The sequence below is a fragment of the Sphingobacterium sp. 18053 genome (assembly GCF_902706145.1).
Lineage (GTDB): Bacteria > Bacteroidota > Bacteroidia > Sphingobacteriales > Sphingobacteriaceae > Sphingobacterium > Sphingobacterium paramultivorum.
In genome coordinates, this window is the sequence record NZ_CACSJW010000002.1 from 204,072 (window position 1) to 219,713 (window position 15,642).

At 41.8% G+C, this 15,642-nt stretch carries 7 protein-coding genes; all 7 read right to left on the bottom strand.

Going from position 1 to position 15,642, the window contains the following annotated elements; translation table 11 throughout:
- Positions 1-4 precede the first annotated feature (4 nt).
- Complete coding sequence (locus tag GVK91_RS04960) at positions 5-3,133, bottom strand: TonB-dependent receptor (protein ID WP_200845539.1); 3,129 nt, start codon at positions 3,131-3,133, stop codon at positions 5-7.
- A 284-nt stretch (positions 3,134-3,417) separates the two neighbouring features.
- Entirely contained in the window at positions 3,418-4,923 is a 1,506-nt protein-coding gene (locus tag GVK91_RS04965) for a RagB/SusD family nutrient uptake outer membrane protein (RefSeq protein ID WP_159727297.1), read from the bottom strand.
- A 4-nt stretch (positions 4,924-4,927) separates the two neighbouring features.
- Positions 4,928-8,101, bottom strand: coding sequence for a TonB-dependent receptor (locus GVK91_RS04970; RefSeq protein WP_159727299.1), 3,174 nt, complete (start codon positions 8,099-8,101; stop codon positions 4,928-4,930).
- A gap of 228 nt (positions 8,102-8,329) precedes the next feature.
- Positions 8,330-11,071 carry a glycosyl hydrolase gene (locus GVK91_RS04975; protein WP_159727301.1) on the bottom strand — a complete coding sequence of 914 codons (2,742 nt, stop codon included), beginning with the start codon at positions 11,069-11,071 and terminating at the stop codon, positions 8,330-8,332.
- A 12-nt stretch (positions 11,072-11,083) separates the two neighbouring features.
- Complete coding sequence (rhaM, locus tag GVK91_RS04980; RefSeq protein WP_159727303.1) at positions 11,084-11,395, bottom strand: L-rhamnose mutarotase; 312 nt, start codon at positions 11,393-11,395, stop codon at positions 11,084-11,086.
- Between the two features lie 41 nt (positions 11,396-11,436).
- Complete coding sequence (locus tag GVK91_RS04985) at positions 11,437-14,394, bottom strand: glycoside hydrolase family 2 protein (RefSeq protein ID WP_159727305.1); 2,958 nt, start codon at positions 14,392-14,394, stop codon at positions 11,437-11,439.
- Position 14,395: 1 nt separating this feature from the next.
- Entirely contained in the window at positions 14,396-15,550 is a 1,155-nt protein-coding gene (locus GVK91_RS04990; RefSeq protein WP_088163073.1) for a glycoside hydrolase family 88 protein, read from the bottom strand.
- Positions 15,551-15,642: the final 92 nt, after the last annotated feature.

Consider the following 15,642-nt stretch of genomic DNA (forward strand, 5'->3'; position numbering starts at 1 on the left):
CTGCTTAAAATCCTATGTTCACGCCGATCACTGCTCCTCTTGTGGTGATGGAGGAGCCGGCTTGCGTTGTATTATTATTATAACTTGCTAAGTCTGGATCCAGAAAATCCACTTTTGAATACAACATCGCCGGGTTCATGATCTGTGCATAAACCTTAAAATTACTGATGCCAAGTTTTTGTAATTTTGTTTTCGGAAAATTATAACCTAAACTTACATTTCTTAGCTTGATAAATGATCCGTCACGGTAATTCATGGAAGAGTTCCAAGGATCTGCCGCTTCACCATTTGAGCCTGGCTGATAATATTCAGCATCTTCATGAACGCCCGGAATAAAGTAGTCCAATTTGCGTTGCATATAACGACCATCCAACGTAGCAGCTCCAGCGTTTATGGTCTGTCCCCAACGCGAGAAAATAAAGAAAGATAAGTCAAAGTTTTTGTAGGTGAATGTATTCATAATCCCGCCAGACCATTTTGGACGATAGGATCCCAACACTTGTCTATCATAATTGCGATCTACTTTGCCATCAGGCACACCATCTGGACCACTAATATCCTTCACACGGATCTGTCCGGGTTTAGCGCCATATTTTTTAGCCTCCTCTGCTTCTGAGGTTTTCCAAATACCATCGTAAACCACATCATAAGGGACTTGAATCTCCTGACCAACAATCCAGTTATTGGTTAAATCTTCTTTTCGTCCGTTATTCAATTCGAGTATTTTATTCTTGTCTTTGGACCAAGTTAAAGTCGTATTCCACTGAAAGTTATCATTCTTAACATTGACAGTATTGATCTGAAGGTCAATCCCCCAGCCTGAAGTCTTACCAACATTTGCCATTGTGGCACCATAGCCTAAAACAGAGTTTAGCGTCATGGCCAATAACAGATCATTCGTCTTCGTTTTATACATGTCTAAAGCACCGCTGATTCGGTTATTTAGAAAGCCATAATCTATACCCAAATTATATTGGGTCGTACGTTCCCAGCCCAATTCGGGATTGGCCATTTTTTGCGGATTAGCAGCAGAAGGATCTGAAGCAACATATCCTGGTGTTGAATTCGTCGCGCTCCAGTTGTAAAAATTTTGCGTCAATAATCCTTTCGTTTGATAAGGTCCAATTGCGGCATTACCAACAATACCAGCTCCCAAACGCAATTTTAGTGTATTGACAAAGCGTGCATCTTTCATGAAATCTTCCTGATCAATGCGCCATGATGCAGCTACGGAAGGAAATGAGCTCCATTGATGCCCCGGTGCCAATACCGAAGATCCATCCCAACGCACAAAAGCAGTTAACATATAACGATCCTTATAGCTATAATTTACACGAGCCATATAGGATTCCATCTGTCGCTCAGATAAGCCCGTTCCCCAACTACCGATAAAACCTCCAGAATTAATATTATACCATAATTCTCCAGCACTATACACATCCGTGGCTTTCATATTACTTGATTCAGAATTATACTTGGATGAACTCTGCAGCAAAGTAACACCAAGGTGGTGATCTGTTCCAAAATCGCGGTCGTAATAGATCAAATTGTCTAAAGTCCAAGCTAAATTGCGGTTTGTTGAATAAGTCACCGCATTATTTCCATCACCATTTATTCCCTCGGCTGCATTTGCTAAACCCAACCGGTAATATCTAAACTCAGGTCCAAATTGCACCCGATATTTTAAACCTTTCAATGGTTCATAAATCTGTCCAAAATCCAATTGGCTAAAGAAACTACCATTCGCGCCAAAAGTCTGACGTTGATTGGTATTATATTCCAATTCATTAATTGGATTGATGATATTGATATCACCCGCCGCAGGATTTCTCAGGTAGGTTCCATTGTCATCATAAGGAACTGTCCAAGGTAACATACCTCGTAAAGCACTGTAATAGTCACCTGCACCTGTTACAGATTTAGAGAAATTATAGCCATAATCTTGATCGGAGAAGAATGTGTTTATTGAAGCTCCCATGGTAAACCATTTTGTTGGCGTAGCTTCAAAACTTACTTTTGAGGTATAGCGATTAAATTTCTGACCGGGTTGTGTAGCATCTTGCTTGAGATAACCAAAAGAACCATAACCTTTGGAGTTTTCTCCTCCACCTGAGACGCTTAACGTATGTTCGGTAGATAAGGCATTTTTACGTCCAAGATCTGCCCAATCGTAATTACCGACTAGGCTTGGATCCCATACGGTATTGTTATTAGTCCAACCTTTAGCAATATTTGCCCATGAGGCAGCTACAGATCCCCATCTAGAAAAATCCTTTGCATAATCTGGTGTCGTTGTTCCGAATTTCGCTAAACGTGCGTACTCCAACCATTCCGCAGCATCCATGTACTCTGTGACATCATACATTTTCTCAAACGTTGCCGTACCAGCATAATTCAACATTAAACGTCCCTTTTTTCCCTGCTTGGTCGTCACCAAAACAACGCCGTTTGCACCCCGTGAACCATAGACAGCTGTTGCAGAAGCATCTTTTAAGACATCAATGGTCTCTATATCACTCGGATTAATATTGTCAATGCCACCGGCCTGTAATACCATCCCATCGACTACATACAGTGGTCCCTGATCTGCAGTGATCGATCGCACACCTCTTATCGTTATACTACCTGTTGTTCCCGGACGTTGGTTCGAAGTGATATCAACACCAGCCACCTTACCCTGCATTGCCTGCAATGCATCTTTCACAGGCATTGCCTTCAGTTCTTTCTCACCCACACTGGCAATTGAACCCGTCACATCTTTCTTTTTCATCGTGCCATAACCAACCACCACGACTTCATCCATGACATCGACCTTTTGTGCAAGAACTATATTGAAGTTATTTTGACTACCAACAGAAATTTCTTGGGATTCGAAACCAAGGCTTCTGAAGGCCAATACATCCGATGGCAGCGCGTTGATGGTAAATGACCCATCGGCATTGGTCTTTACCGTCATGGTTTTGCCTTTTACCTGTATTGTCACACCTTGAACAGGTGAACCTTTTTCATCATTTACCTTTCCAGTCCTCGTAGTTTGAGCAAATAAATTTAACGTACACAACATCGCCATAAACAGCAAAAAAGTGTACTTCTTTACATGATGATCAAACCTAATTGTTAAATAGTTTATCATTAAAGTATTATTTAGGTATTATTTTATTCTTTCCCTTGTTGATCTTCGGTAGTGAAAATCGGTTTTCATTATACGAGATAATGAAAATGTTGTATGATCTTTACTTATTGCTTTATAGGACGACTGGCTTAAAAAAATAATCAGATTTCCCCTTAGGCTTATAATGTTGGTTAAAAGTAACAGGATGATTTGTAATAACCATCCTGTTCAATCCTGTCATTAGCTGGCGCCAAAAATAAAAAAATCGCCCTTAAATGCTAAGGGCGATTGAATTAATCAAAATATTAATATCCGGGATTCTGTGTATACAAGCCCGGACTATTGTCTAGTTCTGACTGTGGTACAGGATATAGGACGTAATTCGCTTGAAAATCTGACATCTGCTTTGCGACGTCCTCTTTCGTGATCCAAGCCTTCATGACAGATTCGACATTACCACTGCGGATCAGATCAAACCATCGTAAGCCTTCGCCAATAAACTCCCTTCTGCGTTCGTCCATCAGCTGTGATTTAGTGATATTGGTGAGTTCAGTTGTCAATCCAGCACGTTTTCGGATTTGATTGACGACCGCATCTACATCCGTTTGAATGTTCCCAGGGGCGCCATTCAATATGCACTCCGCCTTTAGCAACAGCAAATCACTATAACGAAATACAATATAATTGATCGGCCAATCCATTCGGTTTGCAGGCACTTTGGTAAGGTCTACAAACTTCTTAACAAATGATCTTGTTTCAGCAACATTGCCATAAATATATCCTTGCTGAATACTGAACATCTTTCTGCTGTCACCTGTATCATACAGCTTAAGCAGGTCATCAGATACTGGCCTGATTGTTAAGCCTCCTTGCGTGGCTAGCCCGAGTGAATTGAACCAATTATCAGGCACAAGCACCCAAGGAAATGTTGCCCCAACAACAGGATTAGCGCCGCTTGAATATTCAATATTAAAAATCACTTCCTTGTTGCGCTCATTACCGTAATCAAAAATGCTATTATAGCTGGTCAGCAAACTAAATTCATTGCTGTTGATCACCTCGTTGAACTGCTCCACCGCTTTCCCCCATTCTTTACTGTTCAAACCCGCACCTTCAACGCCCAATGTGGGTCCTGACCGTGTCATATAGACCAAGCCAAGCAACATTTTTGCGGCGTATTTATTGACACGGCCTTTATCTGCAGCAGCGTACGCACTGGGTGCAGGCAGCGCATTAATTGCTTTGTTCAGATCTTCAATAATCAAAGCATACAACTCCTCCACGTTACTCCGGCCAATGCTTTTAGCTTGGCTGGCGGATACCACCTTGTCTATCCGTGGCACTTTGCCAAAGTATCGGATCAAATCAAAATAAAAAAATGCACGCAAGAACCGGGCTTCGCCTTCCATTCTATTGCGAAGGCTTTCATCAATAATAGCCGTGGAACCATTCGCCGCAAGTTGTTCCAAATAATTGTTTACACGAAAGATGCCGTTAAAATTTGTTTGCCAAGCTTCTATCACATAGGGGTTACTCGCAATCGTTTTATGAAAACTGTTGATCCCTTCCCAATCACGCACTCCGCCGTCCGACACTGCGTACAAGTTATCCGATCGTGTTTCCGAGAGATTCATCAGGCGATCAGGATATCCTCGTGTACTGTTATATATAGCGTTCAATCCTTGAATAAAATCATTTGCTGTCTTAAAGTAGGTATCTGAAGTAGCACTCGAAATTGGTTGCTGGTTCAGATCCATTTTGCAAGATCCCAATAGACCTGCTATCAAAAAAAATAGGCTCAATTTTTTCATCGTTCTAAAAATTTACGTTTAAACCAAATGTCACTGTCTTTGGAATTGCCAGGCCCCCATAATCACCCGCCTCGGGGTAATCAGAGCTTCCGCTTAGATTTGTGTTTGAAGATTCCGGATTCACACCCCCGTCATATTTGTCCTTTCCCCAAAAATTCTCCAATGTCACGAATAAACGGACCAAACTAAGTTTGGACTGACTCCCCAATTTCAGGTCTTTTATATTATAACCAAGAGTGACGTTGCGTAAACGCCAATAGTCCGACGAATACAGCCAATCTGTATTTTTAATCCGTCCAAACGTTGAATAAGCTTTTCCAACACGACCTTCTCCAGGATCCTCTTCCGAACGCCATCTATCCCGATAAAATCCAAGCGCATTGTCTGATGATCCTTGACCGGTACGTCCCAAGGCACGTCCTAATAAGGAATAGATATGACCACCATTCTGGCCTTGGAACATAAAACTCAAATCAAAATTTTTATACTTAAAGTTGTTGGTTATCCCCCATACATAGCTCGGGTTTGGATGCCCCACAATCACACGGTCATTCGCATCAATCACACCATCTCCATTGGCATCCACATATTTTGGATCACCTGCCTTTTGGCTACCATATAACGCAGCCCCAGCATCAATGTCTGCTTGACTCAATATGCCGTCTTGTTTAACGACATAAATACTATACATCGGCTCGCCAATCCGTAAAAGACTATGCTGGATATCAAATGAGGACGGTATTAAAATCTCCTTTTGCTCACCATCAAGTTTTGTTACTTTATTGGAATTATGACTAATATTAAAAGAAGTAGACCATGAAAAATCTGCTTTTCTGACCTGATGGGAAGTGATCTCTAAATCCCAGCCTTTACTTTTCACCTCTCCTGCATTATCCAAATAGGAAGAAAAACCTGTCGAAAGCATGGAAGGAACATTTAGCAATAAATCACTGCTCTTCCGGGTATACCAGTCAAATGATCCTGTAATGCGGGAACCCAAAAGGCCAAAATCCAATCCCACATCATAAGTCCGCGATTTTTCCCATCTTAGATCCGGATTAATGATATTGCTTGGCGCCTGTCCAGAAACGGAAAGGCCATTTGACGAATAATTATAAAAGCCCAACAAGGCAATGCTACTGTAATCACCTATATTGTTATTCCCTGATTCACCATAGCTTCCGCGTAATTTCAGCTCATTGATAAAGGTAACTGGTTTCATAAAACTCTCCTGTGACAGACGCCAGCCCATGGACAACGATGGGAACCAACCCCATTTTGTATTGGATCCAAAACGCGATGAGCCGTCCCGACGAATACTTCCAGAAAGCAAATACTTACCGTCATAGGCATATTGGACACGCCCAAAATAAGAAAGCAAGACACTTTGTGTTGCGCCTGTTGAGGCAACTGTAGCAACTGCACCGTTCAAAGTTGTTATAGAACTATTGGTATAACCTCCCTGCGAGGTGATGGAAGAAGTTTCAAGTTTATCAAAATTATAGGCTTGCCCCAGCAAAGCGGTAATATCATGTTTGTGAAAATTGAGATGATAATTTAACGTATTCTCGTTTACAAAAGTTTGCTTTCGATACACACTGTTGGAGCCATAGGTAGCTTGATTCGGGTTGTTGGTTCGGTTAGCCAAAGTTCCGCCTACAGTGTAGGGCTGAAATCTATTACTTCTGCTATCGGTTTGATCCAAATTAACTGTAGTCTTAAAATTGAAGTTATCAAGAATATTGTACTGTCCGTAAACTGTCCCCAGTAAACGTGAAATTTTGTTTTCTCCGATATAATAATTCAATTTGGCAATGGGATCGTTTGTTGAAGTACTCCAAGGATATTTTTCATTGTCAAAAACGTTTACTGTTCCAGCAGGATGGTCCTGAACAGGTGACATCGAATAAATCTGATGCATGATATTATCCTTTCCTTCCACTCCGGGGTCATTTCCGATAGAATAGGTAGGTGCTAAGTTTAAACCAAATGCGAATTTTTTATTCGGTTTTACTTCAACGTTAGCTCTGGCAGTATAGTTTTTATAATCCAAGCCTTTCACAATACCTTGTTGATTGAGGTAATTCCCCGAGATATAATAATTGACAAATTCTGTCGCTCCCGAAGCAGCAACCTGATAGTTTTGGATCACTCCTTTTCGATACGCTTCGTCTTGCCAATTGATAAGGTAAAGCCCGGGATGTCCGGGTTCCAGCCAACGGTCATCATACATATAAGATGTATTATATGTCCCGTCGGCGAGTCCCAATATTTTCCGTCGTTCGGCATTGCTTTGGCTTGCCAGCCTTCCGGTACCCGAGGCTTCCCATTGTGCATTGATCATCTCCACCGCTCTATCTATCCACTCTTCACCATTTAACATATCCAATTTTTTATAAGCCTCGGACATGCCTACGTATGAATTGAGACTTACTTTAGCCTGGCCGCTCTTCCCGCGTTTTGTGGTGATCAAAACAACTCCGTTTGCTGCCCGGGATCCATAAATTGCAGCTGCAGATGCATCTTTTAGGACTTCCACAGATTCAATATCGTTGGGGTTCATATTATCCAGCGGATTTCCTGAGGCATAGTTTCCCGAGCCGTTTTGCGAAGCCGTTGACAGTGGGAAACCGTCAATGACATACAAGGGTTCACTCCCAGCGGTAATAGAGCCCGATCCCCTGACCTGAACACTTAACCCTTTTCCGGGAACACCTGTAGATTGCTTAACCCGTACACCGGACATCTGTCCGATCAGGGCTTGATCAACCCGTGCAATAGGACGCTCATCGAGATTCTCAGCATTAAACTTTGAAACCGGAGCTATAAGGTTAGTTCGTTTTTGGGATCCATAGCCAATGACGACAACCTCATCCAATGCTTCTTGTTTCGGCAACAACTCAACACGTAGAAATGCTAATGTTGATACGCGGACTTCTTTCTGCTGGTATTCCACAGAACGAAATACAATGTTGTCACCAGATTTTGCATGAATACTGAAATCACCATTTTGACCGCTTGCCCCTTCATTTTTGCCATTTACCTGGATTGTAACGCCACTGATCGGCTGATTTTTATTATCAACAACTTTTCCCGTCAGTGTCCCCTGTGCGTACAATACATGCGTAAAAGCCATTTGAGCCACAACAATGGCCCCATATCGCATTATGTTTTTCATGGATTGAGTTTTTTAATTATTAATCTGATTTATATTGGTAAATCAATTTAAAAGAACTCATTTGATTAACTGTCCTGAACTTACATGATAACCAGACAATTGCAAATTTTAAAAACTTAAAACGCACTCTGTTTTGTATATTTTAACCATCAAAATTGTAAAAAGTAATGTCCAAAAAAAAGCCTCGTTTTATACGAGGCTTTCAATAGTGCTTACTGCTTTTTGCTTTTAATAACTCCAAATGGTAACAGGTCCAATCAGACCGCTTTCCATGGGTTTCCAGCCGCTTGCATCAAAATCTTTATAATTGATATTGACAAAATTGATTTCGTGATAATTTCGCCAGGCAACTTTTTTACGGTCTAAATAGCTGATACGGTTTGCCATTAAATTGGCGACCTCTACGCGAATCTTATTTTCCCCATTGACAAGCATTGTTGTAATATCTAGCTGAAACGGAATTGACCATAACAAACCTGCCTCCTTTCCATTGATGTAGACCTTTGCACTTTCCGCAACACGTCCCAACTTCAGTAGATAGGATTTTGATTGATCCTTATTGATCGAAATTGTTGTTTCATAAGCCCCTGTTCCGGAAAAATTGACAGCATCTTGGTCTCCCCAATCTGTCCAGGAGGAGAGTTGATCGAGCTTTTTAGCCTTTGGTAAAACAGGTCCACCAGCAATAAAACTCACTTTCCAATCGCGATCCAATTGCGCCACTTGGTTTAACTCGTCCTGATAACGAAAGGGTTCTCCGGCCTGTTGCACTGAGGCAAGGACTATCCAGGAATAGCCAGATGGAATCTGCACCCGTATTTTGCCGTTAGCTGATGGCAACTGATATGTCCGCCCAGTTTGGGGATCTAACAGCGAATAATGTGAAGCCTGTGCATTTAGTGTAATACTACGATCCAAGGTCTGCCCGCTGTGATTGACCAAATAATAATACCTGTCCTTACCAGCGGCTCTGCGTGAAAACTTCAACCCTATTTGGTTAATCCGTTCTGGTGCGATCTCTTCTGTTTCGAGCGCCGAATTGACATCTGTCGTAAGATAGATTTTGCCTCTTCCGAAAGCTGTATACTGATTCGCTTTATCCTTTTCGAAACCTAGCGATGCAATTAATTTATTAAACAGTGTACGACGTTCCTCTAATTGGCTATATCCGGGAATCTCTTGCGGTAATTGCTGGAAGATGACAGTTGCGCCTTGGTTGGCCATTTCCAGGATTTTCTGCAGTGTCACTTCAGAAAAATAATGACAGGCAGGTATATAAATTGCCCGATAAGGGATCGCATCCTTTGAGGTTTGTAATTTCCCCTCGTTTACTGTAGTTCCCGCCAGAATTTTATCTGTTGCAAAATCAAAGCTATAGCCCCGTTTCTGCAGCTGAACACTTTGTTTATAAAATTGCGTCGGATGTAACCACTCGTCAACATCATGAACCTTTAATGCCTTATCCATTCCCTTGGCATTATTCCAAATATCATAAATGGGCCAATATACCAGCAGTTCGTTGTCAGCACGCGTAGATTGCAAGATAGATTGCACACGTGTAATATATTGATTCAAACCGGTAAGGTGGTCCCAGAACGAATTTTGTGGAACAAAATTAACGGAAGCATAGAACAACCATCCGGGAAAAGGTACATTTTTCGGCGAATAGGTTGTCCCATGATAGAATACATGATTCACTCCAGCAAGGAATAGTTGTTCGACTTCTGGTTTCGTTTGTGACAAAGAAGTTTTAAAATGTTCCGTCAGCCAGGTGAATGTTTCCGAAGAAGTATATTTTTTACCGTATACATTTGTTGCCGACGTCGCAAATTTCGCCATCATGGGGTCTGGATCCACATTACGGATATCAGCAGTATCCCGTCTTAATCCAGGAATATCAAAACTGCTGGATCCAAAGGTTTCACACTCCGCAATATCTGTATCTGCATACAAATCAATCAGATTTCCTGGAGATCCATGGGCTTGATTTTTTGAGACTGCGCTAAAGCGATGGGCAAAATCCGTAAATGGGGTCAAAAAATTCTGGGCAAGCAGTATATCCACAACTTCACGATAATCCGATTTAAGGCCTGCTGTTTTAGCTTCATTCTTGCCCTTACCTGCAAAATCCAGGAGATGATCCTGTAACCTATATCCCTTTATCCGTTCGAATGATTGCAAAAACTCATCCGTCCAATTCGCACCGTATACTTCGTAGCTATCGTTAAAAAAAGCACGTACATGCAATGGTTTGTCCTGAAAAGCTTCGGCAAATCTATTGAAATAAGATGCCACAGAATGCTTCCCCAGGTGATCCAACGTATATCCTTCTCCGCCCGGAGCGGCACGTTTGACTTTCTGCCCTGTTCTACCAGAAAAGACAGCTATTAAACGAATATCGGTAGGGGCTTCCCATGTTCCAGCAGTCTTTGAAATATGATCATCCAGATTAATCTCGCTATTGTCGGCTCTAAATGCCCGTAATGCCTGCAAAAAGAAATAATGTTGTTTAGGATCCTTAGGCTTTAAGGGAAAGGTGACTTTTTCACCTTTTTTTAATTCAAATTCATCTAGGATCAATTTGGTAGCGGCATCCTTTTCTTTGATTTGAGGTCCCCCAAATGGCCAACCAGTTCCCAAATTAATATCCACTCCCATGCCCAAGGCATTGGCCTTATCCGTTGTTACCCCCAACATATTCATCCATTGTGGTGAAAGAAAGTTCAGGTAGCTGGATTCAAATCCCTTAGCGCCATAAATAGGTGTTACCTCAACTCCACCAAAACCACTTTTTTCAAATAAGGTTAATTCGCGTTCGAGATTAGGTCGGTCCACAGCCGAACCGAGCCACCACCAACGCGTCCAAGGCCTCATTTCTTTGGTAACTGCTGGCCATAAATCCTGCGCCATCGTTCGACCGACAGCCAACAGATTACAGGCAAGCACTAATGATATATAAATTTTCTTCATGTTACAATTGGCCTAATCCATGTGAAATACTTTTTTCAAACTGACCGATACTGGAGAATGATCGGCATGTACTTCCATGATATCATACATATAATCCCACCATTGCTGAACAATAGCTTCCTTACCCAACTCTTGTGACGAATGTCCTGCTAAATATTGAACAGCAAATAGAGTGTCTGTCTCCTCATCCAAAAAAATGGAATAATCAGACACCCCATTTTCGCGTAATAAGGTTATTAATTCTGGCCAGATCGCGTCATGTCTCCGCTTATATTCCGCAGACATCCCCGGTTTCAATTTCATTTTAAATGCTATTTTCTCCATTTCTTTTAAGTCTTCAACTATTTTATGATCGACAAATTTTCTTAATTGGCCAATACCTGATGTATGTCAGCTTCGATAATGCTCAAGGTGCCTTTGGCATTCGCGTCATTACGGGCCACACCATCATCAAGTTTCTTGCCCCCCATTTCAACCTGATTGTTTTCCCTCGTGGTAAAAGGTGCATTTTTAAGTTTTATTGTTATTTTTTCACCCCTTGTACGCGGAAATGACAAGGTACAATAGCCTAATGTCACATCTGTATTGCCGTCGAAAACAAGTTTTTCGTCCACAAAAATCTGCAATGGATAAGATCTTGATCTAAAATTATTCAGTTTCAGGTCAACTTCATCAATATCGGATTTTTCCTGCAAAGTATATGTAATCCAGGCGGTACCTAGTTGTCCGTCATTGACCCAATCCGACAGTTCATTGTCGTCATAAGATTGTGATGCTTTCTCTTGATTGGCACCAGCAGCAACTGCACGGATTTTGAGACTTTTTTTCAGTTGCACCAATGTGGGGTTCGCAGGACTTGGTCCACGCGCTAAAAATGAAGGCAAATTTTCGTTAGATTCCTTGACGAAATAATCCGCCATGGTTTTGAGCGGTTGCACCGTCCAGACGGTTGAATCTGACAGCAGACCACTTGATGTCGCCTTCAACATCACACGCCCCGATTTATCGTACTTTGTGCGAAGTAATACACGATTTACACCAGCCTCCACAGGAAGTGAGGTAGCTAAAATATAATTATCAGGCCCCTGGGCGATACCCCCGCGCCAATCCATCGGTCCATCCAACTTAAAGTCAATCGTATTAGAAGCCAATGGGCAACGTAATCCGTTTTTGTCAAGCACTTCGACTTCTGCCAATACCATATCGTTACCATCAGCAAATAAGCCATTTTTACCATGTTGCGCCGTCAAACGGATTTTGTAAGGCTCACCTGTTGTTTTTAGTTCTTTCTTATTTAACAACTTTCCATCTTTTGTGAATGATTTTGCCGCCAATACGCCGGCCTCAAAATCAACGGATGGAAATCGGTATAGGAAGTCGTATAGCTTTTCCGCTTCTTTCTGTACTTTTCCGTTCACAGCTAATTCGACCCGATCAGCAGCCGAAACGACCAATACATCTTTTTTCGTTCCGGGAGCATAGTTCCAGTGTCCTACCAGGTACAAGCCTTTTGGATCAGGAGCGATCCAGCCATCCCACATCACCTGGTGGGCAAAGTAAGCATCTTTGGGAATACGCATGGCGTCTACTTCGCCACTTCTTCTGTAATTCTCTTTTCCCCTAAAATGGGTATTGGAATCCGAGAAAATAATATTGACACCGCCCGAATTTACGCGGTCACCAGTGCCCGGACGCATCTTCCAATATTCCCACCAACGATGTACCGCTTCAACAACATAAGTATCTTGATTCCTGTTATAATCACTGGCATCTACACCTTTATAAAGCGGGCCTTCACCATCCTTATGAAAAGGATAACTCAATTCGTCCCAATATTTACGTAAGGCCTCATCTCGCATATATTCGGTTGCGATCATGGGATGACGCGCACTTTTATTGATATACAACATTTCACCACCATACTCAGCTAGCTTACTATCCAGCATTTCACGTGAGCCAATTGCCCGTCCGCCAGCTGGATCGTATTGATCACGAATAGTCTTCATCTCTGCCATATGTTCCTCCGAAATCGATTCGTTTCCACATTCATAAAACAAGACACTTGGGTTATTCCGATAATAGATAATTGCATCACGCATAAGCTCCGTTCGCTGTTCCCAACGTCTACCTTGGACATCTTTTTCGGCATCTCCTGCGGGTAGCATTTGCATCAGTCCCACGCGGTCGCAGGATTCAACATCCTGTTTCCAAGGTGTTACGTGCATCCAACGAACCAAATTGGCATTGCTCTTGACCATGAGTCCATTGCTAAAATCACTTAACCAAGGTGCTACAGACAAACCAACAGCAGGCCATTCATTACTTGTACGCTGTGCATAGCCCTTCATCATCAAAACCTGATCATTCAGATAGACCATGCCATCTTTAAAAGCCGTTTTTCGAAATCCTGTTTTCGTCTCTACAGCGTCTATAGTTTTGTTGTCCTGTACAATTTTTGTCGTAACCGTATAGAGGTAGCCATAACCCCAGCTCCAAAAATTAACCTGATTCATGGTTGAGTTCATGGTCAATTGTTGTGTTCGATTGGCAGGAAGATTGAACTTTTTTGAAAATGTTTTCACTAATTTTCCTTCGGCATTATGTACTTCGGCAACAAAGTTGACCAGACGCGATTGCAGGGTTTCATTCTTTACCTCCGAAGAAACAAAAAGATCCATTGTCTTTTCAGGGATATTTATGTTTTTCGCATACACATAAACACCTGTAGTCTTCAAATTGGAATACAATGGTAAAGTCTGATAAATTTTGGAAGTAAAGTGGATCCACACATTTTTTGGAATTCCACCATAGTTTGCATTAAAGTTTTTATCGTTCCATTGATACGTGCTATTTGTTGCCTTTTCACGATAGCTCCAACTATTGTCTATACGTATGGCCAAGATATTTTCGTGATCGCGATCAATCAGATCCGAAATATCAAGTCCTGCTGCCATAACGCCATTTTCATGACGACCAATAAATTTTCCATTGAGATAAAATTCTCCGCCAAAGCGAATCCCTTCAAATTCCAAAAAGACCTTATCGGAAGTAATTCCCTTGGGAATACTAAACTTTTTTCGATACCAAACAATAGTTGTCGAAAGGTCATGTATCGCTTTTGTGAAAGCTTCATCTTCATTCCATGCTTGAGGCAAGGCAACCTGCTTCCATGCCCGATCATCGAAGCCTGTAGTAGAAGCATCACTAACATCGCCAATATGGTAACGCCAGTCAGCGTTGAAACTAAAAGTCCTCCTCCCCGCTTGAGCATATGTACCGAATGAAAGCAGCAGGCAACAAAAAATAAACAGGAACCTTTTCATCTTATCTTGACAACATTTTATAAACCTCTGTCCCCCCCAATAAAAAACAACCCAAACCGTAATCTTCAAAATCCGGTTGACTTGAAAAACTGACGGGCTGACCATCCTTAGGTTCTTTCCCTGTTCCTTGTAAATAGCCCAAAAACCCAGAAGGGTGTACCGCTTCTGCTAGCATTGCTTTCCATGCCTTTTCTACAACAGGGCGATATATTTTAGCATCCAGGAAACCATTATTGATACCCCAGGCCATACCATAGACAAATAGTGCTGTCCCTGAGGTTTCCCGTCCGCCAAAATTATTGGGATCATGCAGGCTGACATTCCAAAATCCATCTGGTCTTTGGATAGGAACAAGTGCTTCCATCAATGCCTTATAATCCGCTACATATTCTGCTCGATGTACTTCGTTTTCCGGAATTAAAGATAGTACCCTCACTAAAGCTGCTACCACCCATCCATTACCGCGTGACCAATAGCAGTCCTCACCATTTGGTTCTTTGTAGGGAGGAACAAAATCTTTATCGCGCCACCAAAGTTTATCGGTCTGATTATATAGGCCTCCACCTTCCTGCGTTTTTGAATGATGATACATTTTATACATGTAATCAAAGTAAGTTTGATCCTTCGTCATTACACCCAGTTTGGCATAAATTGGCATGGCCATTTGTATGGCATCAATCCAAGTCCAATCGTCTACTTTTCCAGATTTGATAATATAATCTATATTGGCTTTAATCTTTTGGATACGCTCAGGCTTTGCTTCAATCTCATAGAGATCCAGGTAGGTTTGCCCACAAGCCTGGTCATCGGCATTTCGAGTTTCTAAACCGTTGCGCATCCCCCAATCATGTTTATTTCCCCAATCCACTGCATAATTGTAGTATTCGTTGTTTTTATCAATCTGATAAAGTGCCATGAGCCCTTCGTAATAAACGGCCCGGGTCCAGATGTTGCTCGGCCGCCAACGGTTGGTGTAGATCGGTTTCCCTGTATCTGTCCATTTGTTCATGAAATAACGATTGGTCAACTGCAACGATTGGAGTACATCTACAGCAGATAATTCCGGCTTCTGTTCGACAACTTTCTTCGTCGATGAACATGCTGAAAGGAAAAATGCAATCAATAAAGTGGTCGTATAAGTATTAAATATTTTCATGTTTTTCTTTATATAATTATTCATAACGGGAATTCCTTTTTTTCTGAAAGTGTCTGATCTTATTGGCCAGAGAGAACCTTCTTTTGCTTTCA

Bases quoted from the DNA above. Each gene is read 5' to 3' on its own strand.
- GVK91_RS04960 (WP_200845539.1), bottom strand. From the start codon at position 3,133: ATGATAAACTATTTAACAATTAGGTTTGATCATCATGTAAAGAAGTAC.
- GVK91_RS04965 (WP_159727297.1), bottom strand. From the start codon at position 4,923: ATGAAAAAATTGAGCCTATTTTTTTTGATAGCAGGTCTATTGGGATCT.
- GVK91_RS04970 (WP_159727299.1), bottom strand. From the start codon at position 8,101: ATGAAAAACATAATGCGATATGGGGCCATTGTTGTGGCTCAAATGGCT.
- GVK91_RS04975 (WP_159727301.1), bottom strand. From the start codon at position 11,071: ATGAAGAAAATTTATATATCATTAGTGCTTGCCTGTAATCTGTTGGCT.
- rhaM (WP_159727303.1), bottom strand. From the start codon at position 11,395: ATGGAGAAAATAGCATTTAAAATGAAATTGAAACCGGGGATGTCTGCG.
- GVK91_RS04985 (WP_159727305.1), bottom strand. From the start codon at position 14,394: ATGAAAAGGTTCCTGTTTATTTTTTGTTGCCTGCTGCTTTCATTCGGT.
- GVK91_RS04990 (WP_088163073.1), bottom strand. From the start codon at position 15,550: ATGAAAATATTTAATACTTATACGACCACTTTATTGATTGCATTTTTC.